This is a genomic window from Erwinia persicina NBRC 102418 (assembly GCF_001571305.1).
Classification (GTDB): domain Bacteria; phylum Pseudomonadota; class Gammaproteobacteria; order Enterobacterales; family Enterobacteriaceae; genus Erwinia; species Erwinia persicina.
In genome coordinates, this window is sequence record NZ_BCTN01000026.1 from 1 (window position 1) to 21,824 (window position 21,824).

General features: G+C 57.2%; 22 protein-coding genes. 17 read left to right on the top strand and 5 right to left on the bottom strand.

The window, feature by feature from the left end; genetic code table 11:
• Positions 1 to 247: 247 nt before the first annotated feature.
• Positions 248 to 1,366, top strand: coding sequence for an MFS transporter (locus EPE01S_RS20255; RefSeq protein WP_157076039.1), 1,119 nt, complete (start codon positions 248 to 250; stop codon positions 1,364 to 1,366).
• Here the strand turns inward: EPE01S_RS20255 and msrA are convergent, their stop codons facing one another.
• Positions 1,367 to 1,903, bottom strand: coding sequence for a peptide-methionine (S)-S-oxide reductase MsrA (gene msrA, locus EPE01S_RS20260; protein ID WP_062748791.1), 537 nt, complete (start codon positions 1,901 to 1,903; stop codon positions 1,367 to 1,369).
• A 283-nt stretch (positions 1,904 to 2,186) separates the two neighbouring features.
• Between msrA and EPE01S_RS20265 the strand changes: the two genes are divergently transcribed.
• From EPE01S_RS20265 to EPE01S_RS20285, 5 genes are read left to right on the top strand one after another with little or no spacing between them, the layout of a single operon-like run.
• Positions 2,187 to 3,509, top strand: a complete 1,323-nt coding sequence (locus EPE01S_RS20265; protein WP_062748793.1) for an MmgE/PrpD family protein — start codon at positions 2,187 to 2,189, stop codon at positions 3,507 to 3,509.
• Positions 3,510 to 3,524: 15 nt separating this feature from the next.
• A complete protein-coding gene (locus EPE01S_RS20270; RefSeq protein ID WP_062748795.1) occupies positions 3,525 to 4,874 on the top strand; it encodes an LLM class flavin-dependent oxidoreductase in 1,350 nt (449 codons plus the stop codon).
• A 3-nt stretch (positions 4,875 to 4,877) separates the two neighbouring features.
• On the top strand, positions 4,878 to 5,774 hold the full coding sequence (locus EPE01S_RS20275; protein ID WP_062748797.1) for an ABC transporter substrate-binding protein: 897 nt from the start codon (positions 4,878 to 4,880) through the stop codon (positions 5,772 to 5,774).
• Entirely contained in the window at positions 5,771 to 6,673 is a 903-nt protein-coding gene (locus EPE01S_RS20280) for an amino acid ABC transporter permease (protein WP_062748799.1), read from the top strand. The genes EPE01S_RS20275 and EPE01S_RS20280 overlap by 4 nt, the downstream gene beginning before the upstream one ends.
• Positions 6,670 to 7,431 carry an amino acid ABC transporter ATP-binding protein gene (locus EPE01S_RS20285; RefSeq protein ID WP_062748801.1) on the top strand — a complete coding sequence of 254 codons (762 nt, stop codon included), beginning with the start codon at positions 6,670 to 6,672 and terminating at the stop codon, positions 7,429 to 7,431. Before EPE01S_RS20280 ends, EPE01S_RS20285 begins: the two co-directional genes overlap by 4 nt.
• A gap of 57 nt (positions 7,432 to 7,488) precedes the next feature.
• Here the strand turns inward: EPE01S_RS20285 and EPE01S_RS20290 are convergent, their stop codons facing one another.
• The gene (locus tag EPE01S_RS20290; protein WP_062748803.1) at positions 7,489 to 8,151 is read right to left on the bottom strand and encodes a DUF1345 domain-containing protein; all 663 of its coding nucleotides are present in this window, start codon (positions 8,149 to 8,151) and stop codon (positions 7,489 to 7,491) included.
• Positions 8,152 to 8,379: 228 nt separating this feature from the next.
• Here EPE01S_RS20290 and EPE01S_RS20295 point away from each other — a divergent pair, with 228 nt between their 5' ends.
• Genes EPE01S_RS20295 through EPE01S_RS20305 form a run of 3 tightly spaced genes read left to right on the top strand, consistent with a single transcriptional unit; the run spans position 8,380 to position 10,895 of the window.
• Positions 8,380 to 9,405, top strand: coding sequence for a methionine ABC transporter ATP-binding protein (locus EPE01S_RS20295; protein ID WP_062748805.1), 1,026 nt, complete (start codon positions 8,380 to 8,382; stop codon positions 9,403 to 9,405).
• Positions 9,398 to 10,066, top strand: a complete 669-nt coding sequence (locus EPE01S_RS20300) for a methionine ABC transporter permease (RefSeq protein WP_062748807.1) — start codon at positions 9,398 to 9,400, stop codon at positions 10,064 to 10,066. The genes EPE01S_RS20295 and EPE01S_RS20300 overlap by 8 nt, the downstream gene beginning before the upstream one ends.
• Before the next feature lie 16 nt (positions 10,067 to 10,082).
• Positions 10,083 to 10,895: a MetQ/NlpA family ABC transporter substrate-binding protein gene (locus EPE01S_RS20305; protein WP_062748809.1), complete on the top strand. Its 813-nt coding sequence runs from the start codon at positions 10,083 to 10,085 to the stop codon at positions 10,893 to 10,895.
• Positions 10,896 to 11,030: 135 nt separating this feature from the next.
• On the opposite strand, the gene EPE01S_RS20310 is transcribed toward EPE01S_RS20305, so the two are convergent.
• Positions 11,031 to 11,672, bottom strand: a complete 642-nt coding sequence (locus tag EPE01S_RS20310) for a TetR/AcrR family transcriptional regulator (protein ID WP_062748811.1) — start codon at positions 11,670 to 11,672, stop codon at positions 11,031 to 11,033.
• A gap of 282 nt (positions 11,673 to 11,954) precedes the next feature.
• Here EPE01S_RS20310 and bhsA point away from each other — a divergent pair, with 282 nt between their 5' ends.
• From bhsA to EPE01S_RS20330, 4 genes are all read left to right on the top strand, one after another.
• On the top strand, positions 11,955 to 12,212 hold the full coding sequence (gene bhsA / locus EPE01S_RS20315; protein WP_062748813.1) for a multiple stress resistance protein BhsA: 258 nt from the start codon (positions 11,955 to 11,957) through the stop codon (positions 12,210 to 12,212).
• A 34-nt stretch (positions 12,213 to 12,246) separates the two neighbouring features.
• Entirely contained in the window at positions 12,247 to 12,504 is a 258-nt protein-coding gene (locus EPE01S_RS20320; RefSeq protein WP_062748815.1) for a hypothetical protein, read from the top strand.
• Between the two features lie 157 nt (positions 12,505 to 12,661).
• Positions 12,662 to 13,963 carry an NAD(P)/FAD-dependent oxidoreductase gene (locus tag EPE01S_RS20325; protein WP_062748817.1) on the top strand — a complete coding sequence of 434 codons (1,302 nt, stop codon included), beginning with the start codon at positions 12,662 to 12,664 and terminating at the stop codon, positions 13,961 to 13,963.
• A gap of 93 nt (positions 13,964 to 14,056) precedes the next feature.
• Positions 14,057 to 15,544 (top strand): aldehyde dehydrogenase family protein, encoded by a 1,488-nt coding sequence (locus EPE01S_RS20330; protein ID WP_062748819.1) that lies wholly within the window; start codon positions 14,057 to 14,059, stop codon positions 15,542 to 15,544.
• A 36-nt stretch (positions 15,545 to 15,580) separates the two neighbouring features.
• Here EPE01S_RS20330 and EPE01S_RS20335 read toward each other — a convergent pair whose 3' ends face one another.
• Positions 15,581 to 16,249 carry a helix-turn-helix transcriptional regulator gene (locus EPE01S_RS20335; protein ID WP_062748822.1) on the bottom strand — a complete coding sequence of 223 codons (669 nt, stop codon included), beginning with the start codon at positions 16,247 to 16,249 and terminating at the stop codon, positions 15,581 to 15,583.
• Positions 16,250 to 16,405: 156 nt separating this feature from the next.
• Between EPE01S_RS20335 and EPE01S_RS20340 the strand changes: the two genes are divergently transcribed.
• A complete protein-coding gene (locus tag EPE01S_RS20340; protein ID WP_062748824.1) occupies positions 16,406 to 17,896 on the top strand; it encodes an APC family permease in 1,491 nt (496 codons plus the stop codon).
• The gene (locus tag EPE01S_RS20345) at positions 17,874 to 18,419 is read left to right on the top strand and encodes a DUF3156 family protein (protein WP_062748826.1); all 546 of its coding nucleotides are present in this window, start codon (positions 17,874 to 17,876) and stop codon (positions 18,417 to 18,419) included. The genes EPE01S_RS20340 and EPE01S_RS20345 overlap by 23 nt, the downstream gene beginning before the upstream one ends.
• 5 nt (positions 18,420 to 18,424) lie before the next feature.
• Here the strand turns inward: EPE01S_RS20345 and hpaR are convergent, their stop codons facing one another.
• Positions 18,425 to 18,835, bottom strand: coding sequence for a homoprotocatechuate degradation operon regulator HpaR (hpaR, locus tag EPE01S_RS20350; RefSeq protein WP_062748876.1), 411 nt, complete (start codon positions 18,833 to 18,835; stop codon positions 18,425 to 18,427).
• Between the two features lie 252 nt (positions 18,836 to 19,087).
• Here hpaR and EPE01S_RS20355 point away from each other — a divergent pair, with 252 nt between their 5' ends.
• Together EPE01S_RS20355 and hpaE are read left to right on the top strand one after the other, a co-directional pair.
• On the top strand, positions 19,088 to 20,371 hold the full coding sequence (locus EPE01S_RS20355) for a fumarylacetoacetate hydrolase family protein (protein WP_062748878.1): 1,284 nt from the start codon (positions 19,088 to 19,090) through the stop codon (positions 20,369 to 20,371).
• Positions 20,368 to 21,822 carry a 5-carboxymethyl-2-hydroxymuconate semialdehyde dehydrogenase gene (hpaE, locus tag EPE01S_RS20360; protein ID WP_062748828.1) on the top strand — a complete coding sequence of 485 codons (1,455 nt, stop codon included), beginning with the start codon at positions 20,368 to 20,370 and terminating at the stop codon, positions 21,820 to 21,822. The genes EPE01S_RS20355 and hpaE overlap by 4 nt, the downstream gene beginning before the upstream one ends.
• Positions 21,823 to 21,824: the final 2 nt, after the last annotated feature.

Sequence of the window (21,824 nt, forward strand, 5' to 3'; positions counted from 1 at the left end):
CGCTATTGCATTTGCCTGTCATAAGCGAAGACTGCTCTGCCTGAATCCCTGAATCCCTGAATCCCTGAATCCCTGAATCCCTGAATCCCTGAATCCCGTAATTATAGTGCGGCCGTTTGAGGAAAGAGATAAGAGAGCTTGCTGGCAGGGGAGAGAGAACGCAGGTATCACCCCTGGGCATGTTTTAGCGTGGGAAGGCGGCAAGCAGTGCGTCAATAGCGCAGCGCAGTCGTCGGTGTTTGCCGGCATGCTGGTATTTGGCCTGGCCTCGCTGGGTGCCGGGCTGTCATCGGGACTGATGATGTTAAACCTCTTCCGTCTGCTGCAGGGCGCAGGGTGTGCCGTACTCTACACCGTGACCGCCGCTATTCTGGTTAACGCGGTACCAGAGGAGCGGCGGGGGAGGGCGCTTGGCCTGCTCTTTGCCGCCAATGGGCTGGGCCTGGCGGTTGGTCCGGTCGCCGGAGGATGGCTGGTCAGCATGTTTGGCTGGCAATCTGTTTTCCTGCTTAATGTGCCGCTGATCCTGCTCAGTTTTATGCTCTGTCTGGGACAGATACCGTCCGCGCCCCCATCCCCCCGTCCGCGCGTGGACTACCGCGGCTGGATATTGATGGTGGCAGGCCTGGTGCCGCTGCTGGTCTGGTCGGGTTATGTAACACACTGGGGCTGGTCGGCTTTCGTTTCTCTGGCAACGCTGGGGACGGCCATACTGTTCCTGCTGGTTTTCGTGCGCGTAGAGCGGCAGACGGTACAACCGCTGATTGATTTCAGCGTTCTGGGTTGTGGTGCCTTTTGCCGTGCCTGTGTCTTGTCGGTGCTTCTGGCCATCTTTTACTGTGTTGCCTTTATGCTGATGCCGTTCCGGCTGGTTGAACGATTCGGCCTCAGCGATGCGCAGCTGGGTCTGATGCTGCTGCCGGTGACGCTGGTGATGGCGCTGATTTCACCCGTGGCGGGGCGGCTGGGTGACAGGTACGGGCCGTGGCGAGTGATGACGGCCGGATTTTTTCTGCTGACCTGCTCCGCGCTGTTACAGAGCGCGTCCGCCAGCACGCTCTCGCTCAGTCGGATCGCGCTGGCCGGGGTCATGATGGGGGCGATCCTCGGGCTTTCGGTGACGGCAGCGTTGAACGCCTTACCGCCGCCACAGCACGGGCAAGGTATAGGAATAGCCTGGACGCTGCACAACCTGGGGGGCGCACTGGGGTTGGGGGTGGCGACCCGTATGTATCAGTCCGGCGGAGCCGTTTATGGTTATCAGTGGGTGATGTGGCTGCTGGTGCTGCTGTCGTGTATGGGAGGGGGAGTGGCGCTCTATTCGGTGCACAGCGCCAGCCGAACGGCGGCTGGCGCTGGAGGGTAACTAGCCCGTGACGGTCTTCGCGGCAAAGCGCTTACGCAGCTTCTGCAGCTTGGGGGGGATCACGGCCAGGCAGTAACGGTTTTCCTGTCCTTCTCCGGCCCAGTAGTCCTGATGATAATCTTCCGCCGGATACCAGGTGGCATCGGCTTCGATGGTGGTTACCACCGGATCGGTATGTTCTGCCTGCGCACGTGCAATGGCCGCCTGTGCTTCAGCTTCCTGCTCCGGGCTGGCAGGGAAAATAGCGGAACGGTACTGCGTGCCTATATCATTCCCCTGGCGGTTAAGCTGGGTGGGATCGTGCGTGGCGAAACTGATATCCAGCAGATCGCCGTAGCTGATAACGTCAGGATCAAAGCCGATACGGATCGCTTCTGCGTGCCCGGTGTCCCCGTTGCACACCTGCTTATAGGTCGGATTCTCCGTATGACCGCCAATATAACCACTTTCCAGTGACTGCACGCCGTTGATTTGTTTGAACACAGCTTCAGTACACCAGAAGCAGCCTCCGGCGAGGGTTGCGTATTCTGTCGCCATTTGTCACTCCTTAAAGAGATGTCTGCTGTTTGGCCTGGGATGTGAGATTAACCTTAGCGCGTTACGTTCTGAGGTCAATGCGTTTTTCATCGGCACCCTCGCGCCATCCTGTCTGTGCGGAATCGTATGCTGATTAAAGAGATTGGCGTCTACCCTTTTTCTTAGTTTATTTCGGTATGAACTATAACCGTTGGTTATTGGCTGGCGGCGTGCTAAGGGAAGAAAATAGCAGTAATTTATAACGTATTGATTTATGTCAATACCTTATTAAAAAAGGTGTCTTTTGAACATTTCACTTACCGCCCAGCTGGCTCAGCATATTTCCAGCCATCATCCCGGCGAGGAACAGCGGCGTTACGCCCGTGACGGCGTAACGGATTATTTTGCCTGTCTGTTTCCTGTACTGCACGGCAGTGTCATCGATAGCGGTCTGGATGCGGTGTTTCGTGTCTATCCGGCCGAACACTCCCTGGAAAATCTCGCCTTACAGCTTGGTTATATGAGCCACTCGCTGGATTTCGATGATTACCATACCGCTTTTCGCGGTCACCCGACAACGGTGGTGCTCTCCGCGCTGCTGGCGCTAAGTAAAGACGATCGCTCAGTCACGGCGGAACAGTTTCTTGATGCCTATATCGTGGGTGTGGAGCTGGCAGGCCGGCTGGGGAAAGCCATCGGCACCCGACACTATTCTGCCGGTTTCCACAGCACCGCCACGCTGGGCACCGTTGCGGCGGCGGGCGCTGCCTGTCGTCTGCTGGCACTCAGCACCGCGGAAACCGAAGTAGCCATTGGTCTGGCGGCGACCCAGGCCTCCGGGCTGCGCAGCCAGTTTGGTTCAGCGGCAAAACCGTTGCACGCCGGCCTGGCGGCACGCAGTGCAGTCAGCAGCGTACAGCTGGCGCAGGCAGGGTTTGGTGGTCAGCGCAGCGGTGTACTGGACAGCTTTCTGCAGACGCTGGGTTTTGGCGCCGGGCAGCCGCAGGCGCTACTGAGCGGCTGGGGTCAGCCGTGGCGCATTGAGGAGCCGGGCCTGGAGTTTAAACGCTATCCAACCTGCGGCGGTACGCACAGCGCGGCAGAAGCGGCATTTGTGCTGCGTGAACAGCTGCTGGCCGCCGGGGTAGAAACCACCCTGGACGTGATCGAACGTATTGAGGTCAGTTTCCCGCCGGGTGCGGATACCGCTGCAAATATTGTCGCCCCGCAGAATGGGGTGGAAGCGCGCTTCAGCCTGGAATACGTCATTGCAGATGCGCTGATACATGGGGGCGTGGCCCTGGAAAATTACAGTGAATCTCCGGTGAAACCTGCTATTGCGGCGCTGGCGTCACGTGTCACCCGTCGGCCGGATCCCACCGCACCGGCCGACGAACTTGACCCGGATCGTCGTTTTCACTGTGTCACGCTGTGGCTGAGTGATGGACGCACCCTGAGCCACTGTGTCACCCGCCGCGAAACCGCGGCCGCTTTCACCGATGTGCAGGCCAAATTACAACGCAGCCTTGCGGCGCTGCCTGATGCGCAGGCGCAAACCCTCCTCAGGGAGGCCCGTCTGCCCGACGCAGACGCACTGCATCATCTTATTTTTCTGATTAGCCAATAACGAAAAGGATCTCTTATGTCTGTGCAAAAAACGTCGTCACGTCAGCTGCGCCTCGGTCTGTTTGTTCAGGCGCTGGGCCACCACGTTGGCGGCTGGCGCGCGGAAGGTGCCAAGGGGTCGCCGACCGACGTTGACTGGTTTACCTGGATCGCTAAAAAAGGCGAAGAGGGAAAGTTCGATATGTTCTTTGTGGGCGATGCGCTGGCGACCAGCGTGCACCGTTTGCCCTCCACCATGTCCCGTCTGGAGCCGCTGACGCTGCTGTCGGCGCTGGCCGTGCAGACGCAGCACATCGGTCTGGCTGCGACGGCATCGACCACCTTTGACCAGCCGTTCCATCTGGCGCGCGCGCTGTCGTCCGTCGATCACATCAGCCGCGGACGTGGCGCATGGAACGTGGTGACCTCGTTCTCTGCCGATGCGGCCCGCAACTTCAGTCGTGAAGATTTGCCGTCTCATGCGGAACGTTATGATGTGGCGAGAGAATTCCTCGATGTGACCTTCAAGCTGTGGAACGGTTGGGAAGACGGTGCCATCGTGCGTGAAAAAGAGACGGGCCGGTACTCTGATGAAGCGAAAATCCACGCCGCGAACCACAAAGGAAAATACTTCCAGGTCCAGGGCCCGCTCAATATTGCCCGCTCCCCGCAGGGGCGTCCGGTGATTATTGAAGCCGGGTCTTCTCCGGCGGGCCAGAAGCTGGCGGCGGAAACGGCGGAGGTGGTGTTTACTGCGGCGGCGTCGCTGGAAGAGGGCCAGGCGTTTTACCGCAGCCAGAAACAGTTTGTACGCGATGCCGGGCGTCATCCCGATCATCTGCTGATCCTGCCCGGAGTCATGCCGATCGTGGGTCGCAGTCGCGCCGAAGCTCAGGAAACCTGGGATCAGCTGAATGAGCTGGTGGATATCGATAACGGCATTGAGCAGCTGTCAGCGCGCTTCGGCGTGGACATGACCGCGTATCCGCTGGATGGCCCGGTGCCGGAAATTGGCGGAACCGAAGGTGGCCAGAGCCGCGTGAAGCTGCTGACCGAGCTGGCGGCACGTGAGAACCTCACCCTGCGCCAGCTGGCCGCCGTGGCTGCCGGTTCCCGCGGTCATCGCGTTATCGTCGGTACGGCCGAAGATATTGCCGATGACTTCCAGCAGTGGCTGGAGCAGGGCGGGGCGGATGGTTTTAACATCATGCCTGCCGTCCTGCCTAATCAGCTGGAACTGTTTGTTGAGCTGGTGGTGCCTGAGTTACAGCGCCGCGGCCTGTTCCGCACGGAATACCAGTACCCAACCCTGCGTGAAAACCTTGGCCTGCCGCCGTTTGATGAAAATTTTGCCGCCGTCCCTGCACTGGCGACTGAGAAGGAATAACCGATGAAATCCTCTGCCCTGACCGCTGTTCTTCTTGCTCTGGTACCGCTGTCGTCAGCCCTGGCCGCCGATCAGAATGTGGCGTTTACCCCCAGCATTAAAGCGAAGGCGGATGCGGCCCTGCACGCCACGCTGCCCGCTGACATCCTGAAAAAAGGTTATATCGTGGCGGGAACTAACCCGAACACGCCACCGACCACTTTCTATCAGGCGGATAATAAGACCCTCGCCGGACGTGAAATTGATATTGTCAGCGCGGTCGCCGACCGTCTGGGTATTGCGGTGCACTGGCGGGATACCGGTGGCTTTGACAACATCATTCCTGGCCTGAAATCCGGCCGGTATGATCTGGCCGCGTCGAATATTGATGCCAATAAGAAACGCCTGCAGCAGGTGGATTTCGTCGGCTATTACAATGCGTCAAAGCTGGCGCTGATTTCCCGTAAAGACGCCGCGCTGGGGCCATTTAACACCTTTACAGAACTCTGCGGCAAAACGGTAGGGGCCGGGGCAGGTACTTCGCAGATCACCCGTCTGCAAACCGCCAGTGATGCCTGCGTCGCCGGCAATAAGCCCGCGATTACTATCCCGGTCTTCCCGGATCGTCCTGCGGGCGTTCAGGCGGTTATGAGCGGCCGCGTGCCGATGTTCTTTGGTCCGTATGAAGGCCTGCGCTATCAGGCCAGCCAGGTCAAAGCGTTATCGCTTGCAGGCGAAATCACCATTGAAGACACCATCGTTTCTCTCGCGCTACCGAAAGATTCTCCACTGGAAAAACCGGTGCAGGCCGCTCTGAACTCGCTGATCAAGGACGGGACGTACCAGCAGATCCTCGACAAATGGGAGATCGGTTTTGGCGCGGTGAAAAGCGCTGGCCTGAATGAAGAGATCGCGAAATGAGTGTCAGGCCTGACGACCCCAACGCCGGGCTGCGTATCGTCGGACACCGTCACTACGGTCGCTGGTTCAGTGCCCTGATTGTGCTGCTACTGATGGCACTGATGGGGTCATCTGTTGTCAGCAACCCGCGCTTTGAGTGGGACGTGGTGGCGCAGAACCTGACGGAAACCTCGATCCTGAATGGCGTGATGATGACTCTTAAGCTGACGGTCATTTCTGTACTGTTCGGTTTTGCCGGTGGCACGCTGCTGGCGCTGATGCGCCTGTCCGCGAACCCGGTACTGGTGGGGGTGAGCTGGGCTTATACGTGGTTTTTCCGCGCGGTGCCGATGCTGGTGCAGCTGTTCCTCTGGTACAACATTGCGGCGCTGTATCCTAAGCTATCGTTTTCCCTGCCGTATCTGGGCGAAATCTGGAGCGCCAGCACCAATGAAATCATCAGCCCGTTCAGCGCGGCGGTAATTGCGCTGGTCATGCATCAGTCCGCCTATGCGGCCGAAATCATCCGCGCCGGGATCCAGAGTGTGAATCCGGGTCAGCTGGAAGCGGCCAAAGCACTGGGCTATCGTCCAGGCCAGATTTTCCGCCAGACTGTGCTGCCACAGGCAATGCGAACCATCTTGCCGCCCGCCGGGAATGAGGTGATCGGTCAGTTGAAAACCACCGCCGTTGTCTCGGTGATCGCCCTGCAGGATGTGCTTTATTCCGCACAGATTATTTATCAGCGTACCTATGAGGTGATCCCGCTGCTGCTGGTGGCCACGGCCTGGTATCTGCTGATGACTTCCGTACTGTCAGTGGGTCAGCACTATGTGGAAGTGTGGTTCAGCCGCGGCAATACGCCGGTAAAAAAACGCTGGTTCCGCCGGGCAGTTGAACAACAGGAGCATCAGTCATGAGTGAGGCGATCAGCCTGCGCGGTATTCACAAGCAGTTCTCTGGCCGCACGGTGTTGCAGGATATCAATATGGATATTGCCGCCGGATCTGTGACGGTGATCCTCGGTCCTTCCGGATCGGGAAAATCCACGCTGCTGCGCTGCATTAACCATCTGGAAAAACTGGATGCCGGAACCATTCACGTCGGCAAGTCGCTGGTGGGCTACCGGCGTAAAGGGCAGCATCTGGTTGAGCTACCGGAAAAGAGCGTCGCCGAACAGCGTCAGCGGATTGGCATGGTCTTCCAGCAGTTCAACCTGTTTCCACACCGGACGGTGCTGCAAAATATCACCGATGCTCCGCTGCGTATTCGCCGGGAAAAACGCGCAGTCGTGGAGGCGCGTGCGCTGAAACTTCTGGAGCAGGTCGGGCTGGCGCATCGTGCACAGGCCTGGCCGCGTGAGTTATCTGGCGGACAGCAGCAGCGGGTGGCGATAGCCCGCGCGCTGGCAATGGAGCCGGAAGTGATGCTGTTTGATGAACCCACCTCCGCGCTGGATCCGGAACTGGTGGGAGAGGTGTTACAGGTGATGAAGCAGCTGGCGCATTCGGGCATCACCATGGTGGTGGTGACGCATGAAATTGGCTTTGCGCGCGAAGTGGCCGACAACATCGTATTTATGGATAACGGGCAGGTGGTGGAGAGCGGAGATGCCCGTACGCTGCTGGACAATCCGCAGCATCCACGCCTGCGCGAATTCCTGGCCAGCGTGCTTTAAGGCAACTGAGCCTGCCTCCGGGGCAGGCTCAGTAATATCACACGTCGACATTCTTTCTCATCCACTCAATAACCCCGCCCCAACGTTAACCGACAGCCCCAGAATCGCCAGATTAAACACAAAGGAAATCACCGACTGCAGCAGAGCAATCTGGCGCATGTCGGTGGTGCCGGTTGCGACATCTGCAGTTTGTGATGCAACGGCGATAGTGAAGGAGAAATAGAGAAAATCCCAGTATCCCGGTTCGTCGGGTTTTTCCGGAAACATCATCGGCGTCACCTCCCGGGTACGGTGAAGATAGTGGTGGTGCGCATAATGCATGGCAAATGAGGTGGGCAGCAGCGCCCATGACACCATCAGCGTGCTGGCGGTGAGCAGCATATGCAGTGTACGCGGGGTTCCGCTCAGATGCTTCAACGTGCCGAGCTCCAGCAGGATGGCCATAACGCTGACCAGACAGCCGAGGGAGACCATGCTCAGTACCAGCGAAGCGCTCTCGTCCTGTGAGCGGGCAAGGTGAGGGATATCTTTCGGTACCGTGCGCAGCATCAGAAACCACAGGAAAAACAGATACAGCATGGCCAGCACGTTCCAGCCGATCAGCATCCGTTGCAGCAGACCCAGCGTTGCGGGCAGGGCGAAGAAGCAGACCATGCCGGCGAACACCGACATCAGCAGGCGCAGGCGGGAACGAAGGTGTACGTTGTGCAAAAGACGCATGATGGCAGGGCTTATAGAAAGAAGTTCCGATAGCTTAACTGTAGACGCTGATGGCAGAAAACACGCGATATTCCATTTGGTTATAACCCATCGCATTTCAGTCGTTTCCAATAATTCCCGGTCTGATTACTATCGTTTGACAATTAGTGCTACCAATAATCTCTGAAAAATAATCAGTTTAATTAATTAGCGGCATTGGCTGATAAACCGGCAGAAAACAGGCATCAGATGATAGTTTTGCACAACGTTTCTAAAATTTTTAACGCCAAATCAGGCCCGGTGACCGCCGTGGATAACGTCAGCCTCCGGGTTGAACAGGGACAGATTTACGGCATTATCGGTTACAGCGGGGCGGGAAAAAGCACGCTGATCCGCCTGCTGAACGGGCTGGAAAAACCTACCTCAGGTAGCGTGGTGGTTGCCGGGCAGGACATCTCCCGGGCCAGCGGGGAAGCCCTGCGCCAGGCGCGCCTGAAAATCAGTATGGTTTTCCAGCATTTCAACCTGCTGTGGTCGCGCACCGTCAGTGAGAATATCGCTTTTTCTCTGCAGATTGCCGGTGCCCCGAAAGCGGCGATCCAGCAGCGGGTCGGGGAGCTGATCGCGCTGGTGGGACTGACCGGAAAGGAGCAGGTTTATCCTTCCCAGCTGAGTGGCGGCCAGAAACAGCGTGTCGGCATTGCGCGTGCCCTGGCCAACAGCCCGGATGTGCTGCTCTGTGATGAAGCCACGTCAGCCCTCGACCCGCAGACCACCGATGCCATCCTTGATCTGCTGTTAGATATTAACCGCCAGCTCGGGCTGACGATTGTGCTGATCACCCACGAAATGCATGTGGTGCGTAAAATCTGCCATCACGTGGCGGTGATGGAGGAGGGTAAAATTGTGGAGCAGGGCGACGTGTTGTCGGTCTTCACCCATCCGCAGCAGGCCATCACCCGCACGTTTGTTAAACAAACCGCTGAATACCGTCACGCAGAGACGCCGTTTAACATGGCGCTCATCAACGCGGATGACGGCATCGTGCTGAAGCTGACCTTTATTGGAAAAAGCACACAGCAACCGGTCGTCGGTGAGCTGACGCTGAAATACGCCTTACCGTTCAATATTCTGCATGGAAAAATGAACCAGACCCCTCACGGCACTTTTGGTGAGCTGTGGCTGCAGGTGCCGGCCACGCCGGATCAGCTGGACAGTATTCTGCAAGATTTACATGCTCACTCTATTACCACCGAGGTTGCCAGCCATGCTTGAGAACCTGTTCCCTCACCTGAAACTCGATCAGCTCTGGGCTGCCACCGGTGAAACGCTGTATATGACCGCGCTGTCGGGCGTGGCAACCTTTGTGCTCGGCATCGTGCTCGGGCTGGCGCTGTTCCTGACTGCCCGCGGCGGGCTGTTCCAGAACCGTGTCATTTATTCGGTAATTTCCGTACTGGTGAACGTGTTTCGCTCCATTCCGTTCATCATTTTAATCGTGCTTCTGATCCCGTTCACCAAAACGCTGATCGGTACCATCCTCGGGGCGGATGCGGCCCTGCCTGCACTGATCGTTGGCGCTGCGCCGTTCTACGCCCGGCTGGTGGAAATAGGTCTTCGTGAAGTGGATAAAGGGGTAATAGAGGCCTCCCGCTCCATGGGGGCCCGCCTCAGCACGCTGATTTTTCGCGTGCTGCTGCCGGAGTCCTCTCCGGCGCTGGTATCCGGGATCACGGTGACGCTGATTGCGCTGGTCAGCTACAGCGCGATGGCTGGCGTGATCGGTGCCGGCGGGCTCGGCAATCTGGCCTATCTGGAAGGTTTTCAACGTAACCACGGTGATGTAACGCTGGTGGCGACGGTTATGATTCTGGTGATTGTTTTTATCATCCAGTTCTTAGGTGATGTGCTCACGACACGGCTCGACAAACGTTAATTCTTAGGAAAGTAAAATGAAAAAAACACTGACGCTGCTGGCGGCGGCTACTCTGGGTGCGCTGAGTCTGAGCGCATGGGCGGATACACTAACGGTGGGCGCGTCCAACGTCCCGCATGCTGAAATTCTGGAACAGGCGAAGCCCATCCTGGCGAAGCAGGGCATCGATCTGGAAATCAAACCGTTCCAGGACTATATCCTGCCCAATACTGCGCTGGCCAGTCGGGATATCGATGCCAACTATTTCCAGCATATCCCTTACCTTAACAGCGTGCTGAAAGATCACGCCGGGGATAAAACCTACGATTTCGTCAGCGCAGGGGCGATCCATATTGAGCCGATTGGTATTTATTCGAAGAAGTATAAATCCCTGAAAGATCTGCCGCAGAACGGCAAGGTGATCATGCGTGACGCGGTGGCCGAAGAGGGGCGTATCCTGTCTATCTTTGAAAAAGAGGGCGTGATCACACTGAAGCCGGGCGTCAGCAAAGTAGATGCGCGTATCAGCGACATCGTGGAGAACCCGAAGCATCTGAAATTCCTCGCCAACGTTGAAGGCGCACTGCTGCCGCAGATGTACAACAATGACGAAGGGGATGCCGTGGTGATCAACGCCAACTACGCGATTGATGCAGGTCTTGATCCGGTAAAAGGTCCGATTGCCGTCGAAAGCGGTGAGAATAACCCGTATGCCAATATCATCACCGTTCACCGCGGTGACGAAAATAAGCCGGATGTGAAAGCGCTGGTGACCGTGCTGCATTCCAAAGCGATTCAGGACTGGATCCGCACCAAATACAAAGGCGCGGTGATCCCGGTCAATAACTGATCCACTGCAGGCCGGGAAACCGGCCTTTTTTACCTGTGCATCCGACGCGCTGCTGGCCGATACAGGCTCCCCTGCGCCTGACGGGCAGGCCGGTGCTCGCCCGTCAGCGTTACCCACGAATATTCCTTCCGCTGTTCAGATGCCCAGCGTGCTGAGCACGGGCCACTGCAACATCAGCGTATCAATCAGTGCATCCAGCTCGGCATGTGTGGCCCCTTCCCGGGCGCGCACCGACATGCCCTGCAGCAGGCAGCAGAGATAGGCCGCCAGGGCTGCAACGTCAGTCTTGGCGTCAAGTTCTCCGGCGGCCTGTCGGGTCTGCAGAAACGTCAGCAGATGCTGTTCCTGATTGCTGTGACGATTGCGCAGCATTTCGGCGACTTCCGCAGAGTCGGCGGACAGCGTGCTGGAAGTGCAGATAAAGAAGCACCCCCCCGGTTTTTTGCCGTCGGTGAAACAGGCTGCGGTTGAGCGGAAGTACTTCTCTATACCGCCCGCCACGCTGGTTTCCGGACACACCAGCGCGGCTTCACTCTGGCTGGCAAATTTTTCCGTGTAGCGATCGACAGCCGCGCGGAACATTCCTTCTTTATTGGTAAATTCTGCATATAGCGTCGGTGCTTTGGCCCCGGTCGCTTCCACCAGATCCGACAGTGAAGTGCCTTCATAGCCATGACGCCAGAACAGCTCCAGCGCTTTATCCAGCGCCGCATCCCGGTCAAAAGTTTTAGGCCGGCCCCGGCCTTTACGTGTACCTGCGTCCTGCTCAGTATTCATCTTTCCTCACTTACGCAATCCCGCCCGGTTATTAAATTATCAATCAGTATAAAAACAATAATCCGCGCTGTCGAGCGGCGATTTGAGGCGTTGTGAACCAGGGCTGTGAAGAAAAAAATATAACTTTATTTGAAATAAATTCAATGGGTTATTTATTAAATTATCGATCATTAATAAAACATTGTTGACGCGAATCAATAACAGGCTTAACATTTACCTATCGATCGTTAATTAATAACGACGGCAACATCAAATCACCGAATTCAACTGAGAGTAAACATTATGAAAACCATCAAAATGACCCTGGCCGCTATCGCTCTGACTTCTGTTTCTTTCGCCGGTTTTGCGGCTGACCTGGTCAGCGCAGAGCCTGCGCAACAGCAGCAGGTGGGTGTAATTTCAGTCAGTGGGGCTTCGAACCTTTCTGCACTGGAATCCAAACTGTCTGCTAAAGCCGATCAGGCGGGTGCTAAATCTTTCCGCATCACCTCAGCAGTAGGTGACAATAAACTGAACGGTACCGCAGTGATTTATCAGTAATAACGATGACTGACTTGAGCATCAAGGGGGAATAATGAACGTGATCCACACAGCCCTTGTTGCCGTCATCCTGAGCACGATGTCTGGTGCCAGCCTGGCAGCACTTCCCGAAGGGCATTCGAATACGGTTCAACCGTCAGTGGCAACCAGCTATGTCACCGGCAGCACCACGCTGGTTTCTCTGGATGTCCAGCTCTCGGGAACCTCTGCCGCAACGGCGTCCAGACCGGTCGCCCTGGCCCGGATGTCAGGGCCTGGCAGCCTGTATGGCACGACCATCAGCTATCACTGATTGCTTTATTCTGAACAACCGCCGCTGACCCGGCGGTTTTTTTTTGCCTGTTATCCCCCGGGCGTTCCTCACACCGATCGTCCTTTCGAACGATACTCCCGCCTGCCGCCAGATGATGTTATGTCACCAAACGACAGGCATGGCAGCAGGAGCGTGGATGGATATCAGAATTGATGCGCTGAACTATTACACCGCGACAAAAAAGTATGACCTGCACTTTGCGCCGCTCAGAGAGGATCTCGACGTTGACGTGGTGATTATCGGCGGGGGCTTTTCAGGGATTAATACGGCGCTGGAGCTGGCTGAAAAAGGGGTTACACGTGTGGCGGTACTGGAAGCCCGTCATCTCGGCTATGGAGGGTCTGGCCGCAACGGTGGCCAGGTAATGGCCGGGATAGGGCATGACATTGGCGTGGTGCAAAAATACGTGGGCCGGGAAGGCATGGCTACGCTGTTCAGCATGGCGAATCTGGGCGCAGGGATAATTCGTGAACGCATCGCCCGTTATCAGATAAAGGCCGACTTTATTCCTGGCTACGCCTATCTGGCGTATAACGCCCGTCAGGAAAAGACACTTCGCCTGTGGCAAAAAGCGTTTAAAGCCGCGACACCGGACGTTGAGATTGAGCTCTTTACCGGGGCTGGCGTGCAGAATGTCGTAGGTTCCTCGTGCTACACCTGCGCGCTGAAGCATATGGGAGGAGGTCAGATCCATTCCCTGAATATGCTGCTGGGGTCGGCCGCCGCCGCCGCCGGGCTTGGCGTGCAGATTTACGAAAACTCCCCCGTCGTCGAGGTCACCTATGGTCCGCGCGTCAGGGTCCGCACCGCCACGGGGACAATAAGCGCGCAGAAACTCCTGTGGGCATGCGACAGTTTTCTCAATCATCTTGAGCCTGAGCTAGACCGCAAAACGCTGGTCACCTACTCCTATCAGATGGCCACCGCGCCCCTTTCTGAGGCACTGATTGAACGGATCAGTCCGATACGCGGTGCTTTTAGTGATATTCGTCCGGTGATCAATTACTACCGGGTCACAGCAGAAAACCGTCTGCTGTTCGGCAGCGCCACGCGTTTTATCGAATATACCCCCCATGACTTTGCCGCCTGGAATCGCACGCTGCTGTTGCAGATTTTCCCCTATCTCAACAACGTCAGAACAGACTTTGTCTGGGGCGGGCCGATGGCCTGTAGCGCCAATCTCTTTCCGCAAATTGGCACCCTGCGTGAGCATCGCAATGTCTTCTATGTACAGGGGTACTCAGGTTTTGGTGTCACACCCTCGCACATCATTTGCAAAGTGTTAGCCGAAGGCATGACGGAGGGCTCAGCGCGTTATGACCTGATGAGCCGTATTCCTCACGCCACTATTTATGGTCGTGATGCGTTTCGTCTGGCGCTGATGACGGCCGGAAAACTTTTCCATCAGGCGGCGGGCTTCTTTAATGGTCGTTCATAAAAACGCATTAAAACGTAAACCGGCCTTTGTAGCGTTAATGCAGATTGTCAGCGTGGCGGAACAGACAACCATCGTTTATTACCAGGAGGGATTATGAGTGAAGTCGCAGTGCTTCCGGCCGTGAGCGCATTTTTACAGCGTGAACACGGCCACTATATTAATGGCAACAGCCTGCCCGGTCAGGGCCCGTTGCGTCCGGTTATCAACCCGGCGACGGCGCAGGAAGTTGCCCAGGTACGGGATGGCGGAGCCAGTGATGTGCAGGCCGCTATGTCAGCGGCGCAGCAGGCGTTTCAGGGGGAATGGGCCGCCATGCCCGCGCTGGCAAGAGGATCGCTGTTGCTGAAGCTTGCCGACGCACTGGAGCGACACCGTGAGGAGCTGGCTCAACTGGAAACGCTGTGCTCCGGCAAGCTGATTACGCTGTCACGCGGGCTGGAGTTGGATCAGTCGGTGGCTTTTTTGCGCTACTTTGCCGGATGGGCAGGAAAAATTGCCGGTGAAACGCCTGAGCTGTCATTACCTTCCTTTCAGGGTGAAAAATACCGGGGTTTTACCACGCGCGAGCCGCTGGGCGTGGTTGTCGGGATCCTCCCGTGGAATTTTTCCATCATGATTGCCGTCTGGAAAATGGCCGCGGCACTGATCTGCGGCTGTACTGTGGTGCTTAAGCCGAGTGAGTTTACGCCGCTGACGATGCTGCGGGTGGCGCAGCTGGCAGGGGAGGTGGGCTTTCCGCGTGGGGTGATCAACATCATTAACGGTGATGGCAGGCTGCTCGGCCCGCTACTTACCGACCATCCTGACTGTGCAAAAGTCACCTTTACCGGCTCTGGATTAACCGGCAGGGCAGTGGGCAGTGCGGCCTGTGCACGCGCGATACCGTTCACGCTGGAACTGGGTGGGAAGAATGCAGCACTGTTCCTTGACGATATGTCCGAGGAGGAGATGGTCGACGGCATTATCGAGGCGGGTTATATCAATCAGGGGCAGATTTGTGCGGCTGCCGAGCGTTTTTATCTGCCGGCGGAGAAGTGCGACAATGTGCTGGAGGCGCTCTGCCGGCGGCTGGCTCAGTTGACGGCGGGATCGCCGCTGGACGAGGCATGTCAGCTGGGCCCGCTGGCGAACAGCGCACATCTTAAAAAAGTGCAGACGCTGGTGGCTCAGGCGCAAAAAGAGGGAGATGAACTGCTCTGCGGTGGACGTTCACCGGACCTGCCGGGCTACTACTTTTTACCCACGGTGCTGAAAGTGAATCGCGCCGAGGCCACGCTAATGCAGCAGGAGACATTTGGTCCGGTAGGCGCGTTTATGGCTTATCACGATGAGGAGCAGGCGCTGGAGTGGGTGAATGCCTCACCCTACGGGCTGGCTGCCAGCGTCTGGACTCATGATTTCAGCAAGGCGCTACGCTACAGTGAGCGTATCAGGGCAGGAACGGTCTGGGTGAATATGCATACCTTCCTCGATCCGGCACTGCCTTTTGGCGGGGTAAAAAGTTCCGGCAACGGGCGCGAATTTGGCAGCGCCTTTGTGGCGGATTACACGCAGTTAAAGTCCGTTATGATGCGTTACTGACTGGCAGACGATGCCGTTACAAGAGCACTGCCCGGTTCAGTACCGGGTCTCTCTGTGATACGTCAGCCCCGATCCGGCGGCCAGTTCGGTACGACTGTTAACCTGAGTTTTCGCGAAAATATTGCGCAGGTGGGTTTTGACGGTCGACAGAGAGACGTCAAGCTGGCGGGCAATGCGTTTATTACAGGCCCCTTCCCGCACCATGCCGACAATTTGCAGCTCTTTGGGCGTTAAATGACAGTGTGCCGCGCCGGGGATCAGTTCTTCCGTTGCCAGTTCAATCAGCGGCAGCGATGCGCGCAGGCGGAGTCGCTCGGCGGCGGTGAAAGCACAGTCACGGATAATCGACAGGCCCGCCACGATACGTTTACGCCGGCGGACAAAAATCTCCGTCATATCCTCCATGTGATTGGGCACCATAAACTGCCGGTAATAAGGGGTGCTGTGTATCGCCTCATGCAGTCCGGCTAGGGTGACCGGCTGGTGATTGAACAGCCGTGGATGCAGGGGATCCAGTACCAGAAAGTCCTGTAAATAGGCCTGATGGACGTCGGCCGGGATGCCGGACAGCAGGTGCTGACCGGGTACCAGATTACTGTCTACCAGGTAAAATACCGCCGATGCCCCGGGGATCAGATGTGTCACGGTGTACAGACATTCATGAATAAACGCTTCCGGCTGAACGGATGGTGTGAGGATGCCCATGCCTTCTCCTTGTCAGTTTTTTTAATTAACACACCATAAACATTTTAATAACGTGAGCTGCGGCAGGAAACGCTCAGTATCGTTCCTTCGGGCGATACTGAGCGCTCTCAATGCCTGTTTACACTCCTTTTATTCGTCCTATCCGGGGAGAGTAAAATGTTAAAAAACAGGCTTGCGGCGCATCTTAAACAGGGGGCGGTCGGTTTTCCTACCACGCTGGCCAGTTCGGTGGGACTGATTATGGCCAGTCCGGTGATCCTGACGGTGACCAGCGGATTTGGCCGCGGGGGAGATACCTTCGCCGTGGCGATACTGATCGGTTTTATTATGATGCAGGCCCAGCTGATGAGCTTTTCAGAGGCCGCCATCCTCATCCCGACGACCGGCTCGGTCTACGATTATATCTCCTGCGGGATGGGGCGTTTTTTTGCTATTACTGGTGCGCTGTGCGCCTATCTGGTGGTGCATGTGTTTGCGGGGACGGCAGAAACCATCCTGTCGGGCGTGATAGCGATGGTCAACTTTGGCGACGGCACTTTGCATCCTGGCGCGCATTCTGACAGCTGGCTGGTGGGGGTAGGCATGGTGCTGCTGTTTGGCTTGCTGAACGCCACCGGCATCGAAATTTTTGGCAAGGTGGAGGTGGTACTGACCTTCATCATGTGGAGTACGCTGCTGATCTTTAGCCTCTGCGGGCTGCTGGCGGCACCCGTTCCCGCTCACGCGGGCTGGTTCGGCCTGCCGCCAGACTTCCGCCATCCTCAGAGGCTGATCAGCATGACGGGAATGGCGATGTTTATGTTTGTCGGCTGTGAACTGGTGACGCCGATGGCACCGGAGATCCGCCGCGCGGATAAAACCATCCCCCGCGCCATGGCGCTGGGCCTGTGCGGTGTGGCTGGCTGCATGCTGCTTTTCGGCGCGGCACTTAACCGGCAGGTGCCGAACGTGCTGCTGGACGCGGCAAAGGGGGTACATCTCTTTGATACGCCGCTGGTGATCCCGGCGTTTGCCGGACGGATAATGGGGGAGACAGGAAAGCTGTGGCTGGGTGCTGGAATGCTGCTGGCGGGCGCGGCGACCATCAATACCCTGATGGCTGCGGTACCGCGTATTCTCTATGGCATGGCGCTGGACGGGGCCTTGCCCAAATGCTTCACCTGGCTGCACCCGCGCTTTAAAACGCCTGTGGTGGCCATTGCCGTGGCGGTGGTCATTCCCTGCTCCCATGCTGTTCTCCTGCGGGGCGATCTGGGCCACATCCTGCCGATGGTGCTGGCGGCAGTGTGTGCCTGGGGTGTTTCCTATCTGCTGGTGACGTTGTCAGTGGTGCTACTCCGGCTTCGTCGGCCCGATCTGCCGCGGGCTTACCGTTCTCCCTTTTTTCCGCTCCCGCAGGTTCTCTCCAGTGCAGGGATACTCATGGCGATAGTGAACATCACCCCGCCGGGAATGAATCCTCACGCTATCCTGGTTCCCTTCTGCACGATGCTTGCATTGACTTCCTGTTATGCCCTGTTGTGGTCACTTTTCGTGATGCGGATTAATCCTTTTAAACCCGAAGCGGTTGAAGTTGTGCTGGAACGTGCTTTTAGCGATCGCGCATTATCATCGGGGCGTCGTGATGTCCTGCGTTCTCTGGAATGATCCGCTGCTGGCGCGTCTCAGCCATGACCTTGCTGGCTGGGCCTTAAGCCAGCCCGTACCCGGAACGATGGCCATTGAACTCGACGAACGGCGGACGGTTACCGTCACCAGCCGCAGGAAGCGGCTGTTTATGGGCCAGATTACGCACACGCTATTTCGTCTGGAGGGCGTTTGTGCACTGCAGGAAAGAGTCATCCTGCTGGCCCGCCAACCCGGCTGGCTGAAACGTCAGCCCGTCGTTTTCGAGACGCGTGAGGCAGGCCATGATGCCGGGCGACTGTTGCAGATGGTGAAACGCTATCCGATCATCGCCCGGACGCTGGGTGAGCTGGACTACCGGCGTTTTCGATTTACCCTGGCGCATGGCCACTGGCGGTGCGAGGTTGAACCCTTTGCTGCCAGTGAGGTACGGCTAAGCATACCGCCCATGCGACGCTATCTGCGGCTTAACACCCGGCAGAGGATGCTGCTGTTAAGCCTGTTTCAACTGCTGGGGCAGATGATGGCAAGACTGGCGGATTAGCCGGTTTACGCCCGCTGATTGAATTCTTCTAATAGCCGCGTTAGCTGTCGCAGTTTCTCTTCACCGTAATGGCGCTCAATTTCCAGGTAACCTGCATCCACTTCACGTCTGGCCTGCTGGTACAGCGCCTGACCGGCGGGCGTCAGTGCGGCCACCAGCTTACGCTGGTCACTGACAGGTTTAAGGCGTGATACCAGCCCGTCACGTTCCAGTCGTGTCAGGATCCCGGTCAGACTGGGGCGAAGAATACAGGCCTGCTGCGCCAGTTGATGGAAGTCCAGCATGTTTACGTCTGCGAGTATCCGCACGATGCGCCACTGTTGTTCGGTCAGTCCGTAACGATTCAGGATCGGGCGAAAATAGCCCATGGCCGTTTCGCGGGCCTGTAAGAGAGCAATAGTCAGAGATTCGTGCATTATTTTACTGTAATGAGGGGTTTTATTAATACTAACATAAAAAGGCCAGCGCCCGGCATGACCCACCGCCTCAGGTACTTTTCATTGCTTTCTTTGCACTAATCAATCATATGAAAAATATCGCTTTTTTGTAATTGTTAATTTTTTGTAATTGAGATCACAACCCGTGAAAACGGAGTTGATCCCTGCCCTTTTCGCGCGTAATTCTAATTTCATTAATATATTAATGAAATAACAGAGTTGAGGGTAATGATGAAAAGAACCATTTTTGGCGTGGCGCTGAATCATCAGTCACAGACTGAGGCCTGGGCTGAAAAGTTCCACCAACCGCCCTATAACACGCCGCCTGAGACGCCCGTCTGGTTTATCAAGCCACGTAATACCTGGCGACATCACGGTGACACCATCGGTTTGCCGGCCGGCGTCACCGTGTTCAGCGGGGCGACACTGGCGGTGGTTATCGCAAAAACAACGCATAAGGTGGCGCCGGCGCAGGCGAAAGACCATATAGCGGGTTATGCGCTGGCCAATGAGGTCAGCCTGGCAGAGGAGGATTTTTATCGTCCGGCGATCAGGGCCAAGTGCCGCGATGGTTTCTGTCCGGTGGGTGAAGTCGTAGCGCTGCGTGATGTCAGCGCGCTGCAAATTATTACCGAGATCAACGGCGAAGTCAGGGACGTATGGGATACCGGTGGTCTGCACCGTCATGCGGCTGAACTGATTGCGGCACTGAGTGAGTTTGTGACCCTGCAACCCGGCGACATGATCCTGCTGGGAACGCCGCAGCAGCGGGTGGCACTGCAGGACGGTGACAGTGTCACGGTGAAAGCTGCCGGATTACCCTCGCTGAATAACCGCTTCAGCCAGCAGGCACCGCTGTGCGAGCAGCCCGAAGCCACCCCCACGCTGTTTGCGCTGGGTCTGAATTATGCCGACCACGCCAGCGAGCTGAATTTTAACGCGCCGGACACGCCGCTGGTATTTATTAAGGCGGCAAACAGCCTGACCGGAGACGGCAGTGTATCGGTACGGCCTGACCAGGTCGACTATATGCACTATGAGGCAGAGCTGGTGGTGGTGATCGGCAAAACGGCGCGCCACGTCAGCCGCGATCGGGCCATGGAGTATGTCGGCGGATATACCCTGTGTAATGACTACGCGGTACGCGACTATCTGGAAAACTATTACCGGCCTAACCTGCGGGTAAAAAGTCGCGACACCCTGACGCCCCTGCGTGCGGCCATTGTCGATCCCGCCGCGCTGCCGGACCCCCATCACCTGCAGGTGAAAACCTTCGTCAACGGTGAGCTGCGACAGAGCGGCAGCACGCGTGACATGGTGTTTGATATTCCGTTTCTTATTGCCTGGCTGAGCGAATTTATCACCTTACAGCCGGGGGACATGATTGCTACCGGCACCCCGAAAGGGCTGTCTGACGTGCGCCCCGGCGATGAAGTGGTCGTGGAGGTGGAGGGCGTCGGCCGCTTAACCAACCGGATCGTCAGTGAACAACAGTATGAGGACGGTGCACGATGAAAAAGATCAACCACTGGATCAACGGCAAAAATATCAGCAGCAGCGACTATTTTACCACCAGCAACCCGGCCACCGGCGAGGTGCTGGCCGAGGTCGCCTCGGGCGGCGAACGCGAGGTGGCCCTGGCGGTCGACGCGGCGCGTACCGCCTTTCCTAAATGGGCTAACACCCCGATGAAAGAGCGTGCGCGGCTGATGCGCCGCCTGGGTGAGCTGATTGACCGTGACGTACCGCATATTGCCGCGCTGGAAACGGCCGATACCGGGTTGCCGATCCATCAGACCAAAAATGTGCTGATCCCCCGGGCCTCCCACAACTTTGAATTCTTTGCTGAGATCTGCCAGCAGATGAACGGGCGCACCTATCCGGTTGATGACCGGATGCTGAACTACACGTTGATCCAGCCGGTCGGCGTCTGCGCGCTGGTGTCGCCGTGGAATGTGCCGTTTATGACCGCCACGTGGAAGGTGGCACCCTGCCTGGCACTGGGCAACACCGCCATCCTGAAAATGTCTGAGCTTTCGCCGCTGACGGCCGACCGGCTGGGCGCGCTGGCCCGTGAGGCTGGTATCCCCGCCGGCGTGCTGAATGTGGTACAGGGCTACGGAGCCACGGCGGGTGACGCGCTGGTACGGCATCACGACGTGCGTGCCGTGTCGTTTACCGGCGGTACCACCACCGGGCGTACCATTATGAAAAATGCCGGTCTGAAAAAATACTCGATGGAGCTGGGTGGGAAATCCCCGGTGCTGATCTTTGAGGATGCTGATATCGACCGCGCAATGGATGCGGCGCTCTTCACCATCTTTTCCATTAATGGGGAACGCTGCACCGCCGGATCCCGCATTTTTATTCAGCAGAGTATTTATCCCGCGTTTGTGCAGCGGTTTGCCGAACGGGCAAACCGCCTGCGCGTCGGCGATCCGACCGACCCCGCCACACAGATAGGGGCGCTGATTAGCCGTCAGCACTGGGACAAAGTGTCAGCTTATATCCGTCTGGGTATGGAAGAGGGGGCCACGCTGCGGGCTGGCGGGCCGGAAAAACCTGAGGGACTGGATCACGGCCATTTTCTGCGGCCGACGGTGCTGGCTGACGTGGATAACCGCATGCGGGTGGCGCAGGAGGAGATCTTCGGCCCCGTCGCCTGCCTGCTGCCCTTTAAGGATGAGGCGGAGGGGCTGAGGCTGGCCAACGACGTGGAATACGGTCTGGCCTCTTATCTCTGGACGCAGGATGTCAGCAAGGTGATGCGGCTGGCACGGCATATTGAGGCGGGAATGGTGTTCGTCAATACGCAAAATGTTCGCGATCTGCGTCAACCTTTTGGCGGCGTAAAGGCGTCAGGGACGGGCCGCGAAGGGGGCGAATACAGCTTTGAAGTCTTCGCTGAGATGAAAAACGTTTGCATCTCATTTGGCGATCATCCGATCCCCCAATGGGGTCTGTAAGG

Bases quoted from the DNA above. Each gene is read 5' to 3' on its own strand.
- EPE01S_RS20255 (WP_157076039.1), top strand. From the start codon at position 248: ATGCTGGTATTTGGCCTGGCCTCGCTGGGTGCCGGGCTGTCATCGGGA.
- msrA (WP_062748791.1), bottom strand. From the start codon at position 1,903: ATGGCGACAGAATACGCAACCCTCGCCGGAGGCTGCTTCTGGTGTACT.
- EPE01S_RS20270 (WP_062748795.1), top strand. From the start codon at position 3,525: ATGTCTGTGCAAAAAACGTCGTCACGTCAGCTGCGCCTCGGTCTGTTT.
- EPE01S_RS20275 (WP_062748797.1), top strand. From the start codon at position 4,878: ATGAAATCCTCTGCCCTGACCGCTGTTCTTCTTGCTCTGGTACCGCTG.
- EPE01S_RS20280 (WP_062748799.1), top strand. From the start codon at position 5,771: ATGAGTGTCAGGCCTGACGACCCCAACGCCGGGCTGCGTATCGTCGGA.
- EPE01S_RS20285 (WP_062748801.1), top strand. From the start codon at position 6,670: ATGAGTGAGGCGATCAGCCTGCGCGGTATTCACAAGCAGTTCTCTGGC.
- EPE01S_RS20290 (WP_062748803.1), bottom strand. From the start codon at position 8,151: ATGCGTCTTTTGCACAACGTACACCTTCGTTCCCGCCTGCGCCTGCTG.
- EPE01S_RS20295 (WP_062748805.1), top strand. From the start codon at position 8,380: ATGATAGTTTTGCACAACGTTTCTAAAATTTTTAACGCCAAATCAGGC.
- EPE01S_RS20300 (WP_062748807.1), top strand. From the start codon at position 9,398: ATGCTTGAGAACCTGTTCCCTCACCTGAAACTCGATCAGCTCTGGGCT.
- EPE01S_RS20305 (WP_062748809.1), top strand. From the start codon at position 10,083: ATGAAAAAAACACTGACGCTGCTGGCGGCGGCTACTCTGGGTGCGCTG.
- EPE01S_RS20310 (WP_062748811.1), bottom strand. From the start codon at position 11,672: ATGAATACTGAGCAGGACGCAGGTACACGTAAAGGCCGGGGCCGGCCT.
- bhsA (WP_062748813.1), top strand. From the start codon at position 11,955: ATGAAAACCATCAAAATGACCCTGGCCGCTATCGCTCTGACTTCTGTT.
- EPE01S_RS20320 (WP_062748815.1), top strand. From the start codon at position 12,247: ATGAACGTGATCCACACAGCCCTTGTTGCCGTCATCCTGAGCACGATG.
- EPE01S_RS20325 (WP_062748817.1), top strand. From the start codon at position 12,662: ATGGATATCAGAATTGATGCGCTGAACTATTACACCGCGACAAAAAAG.
- EPE01S_RS20330 (WP_062748819.1), top strand. From the start codon at position 14,057: ATGAGTGAAGTCGCAGTGCTTCCGGCCGTGAGCGCATTTTTACAGCGT.
- EPE01S_RS20335 (WP_062748822.1), bottom strand. From the start codon at position 16,249: ATGGGCATCCTCACACCATCCGTTCAGCCGGAAGCGTTTATTCATGAA.
- EPE01S_RS20340 (WP_062748824.1), top strand. From the start codon at position 16,406: ATGTTAAAAAACAGGCTTGCGGCGCATCTTAAACAGGGGGCGGTCGGT.
- EPE01S_RS20345 (WP_062748826.1), top strand. From the start codon at position 17,874: ATGTCCTGCGTTCTCTGGAATGATCCGCTGCTGGCGCGTCTCAGCCAT.
- hpaR (WP_062748876.1), bottom strand. From the start codon at position 18,835: ATGCACGAATCTCTGACTATTGCTCTCTTACAGGCCCGCGAAACGGCC.
- EPE01S_RS20355 (WP_062748878.1), top strand. From the start codon at position 19,088: ATGAAAAGAACCATTTTTGGCGTGGCGCTGAATCATCAGTCACAGACT.
- hpaE (WP_062748828.1), top strand. From the start codon at position 20,368: ATGAAAAAGATCAACCACTGGATCAACGGCAAAAATATCAGCAGCAGC.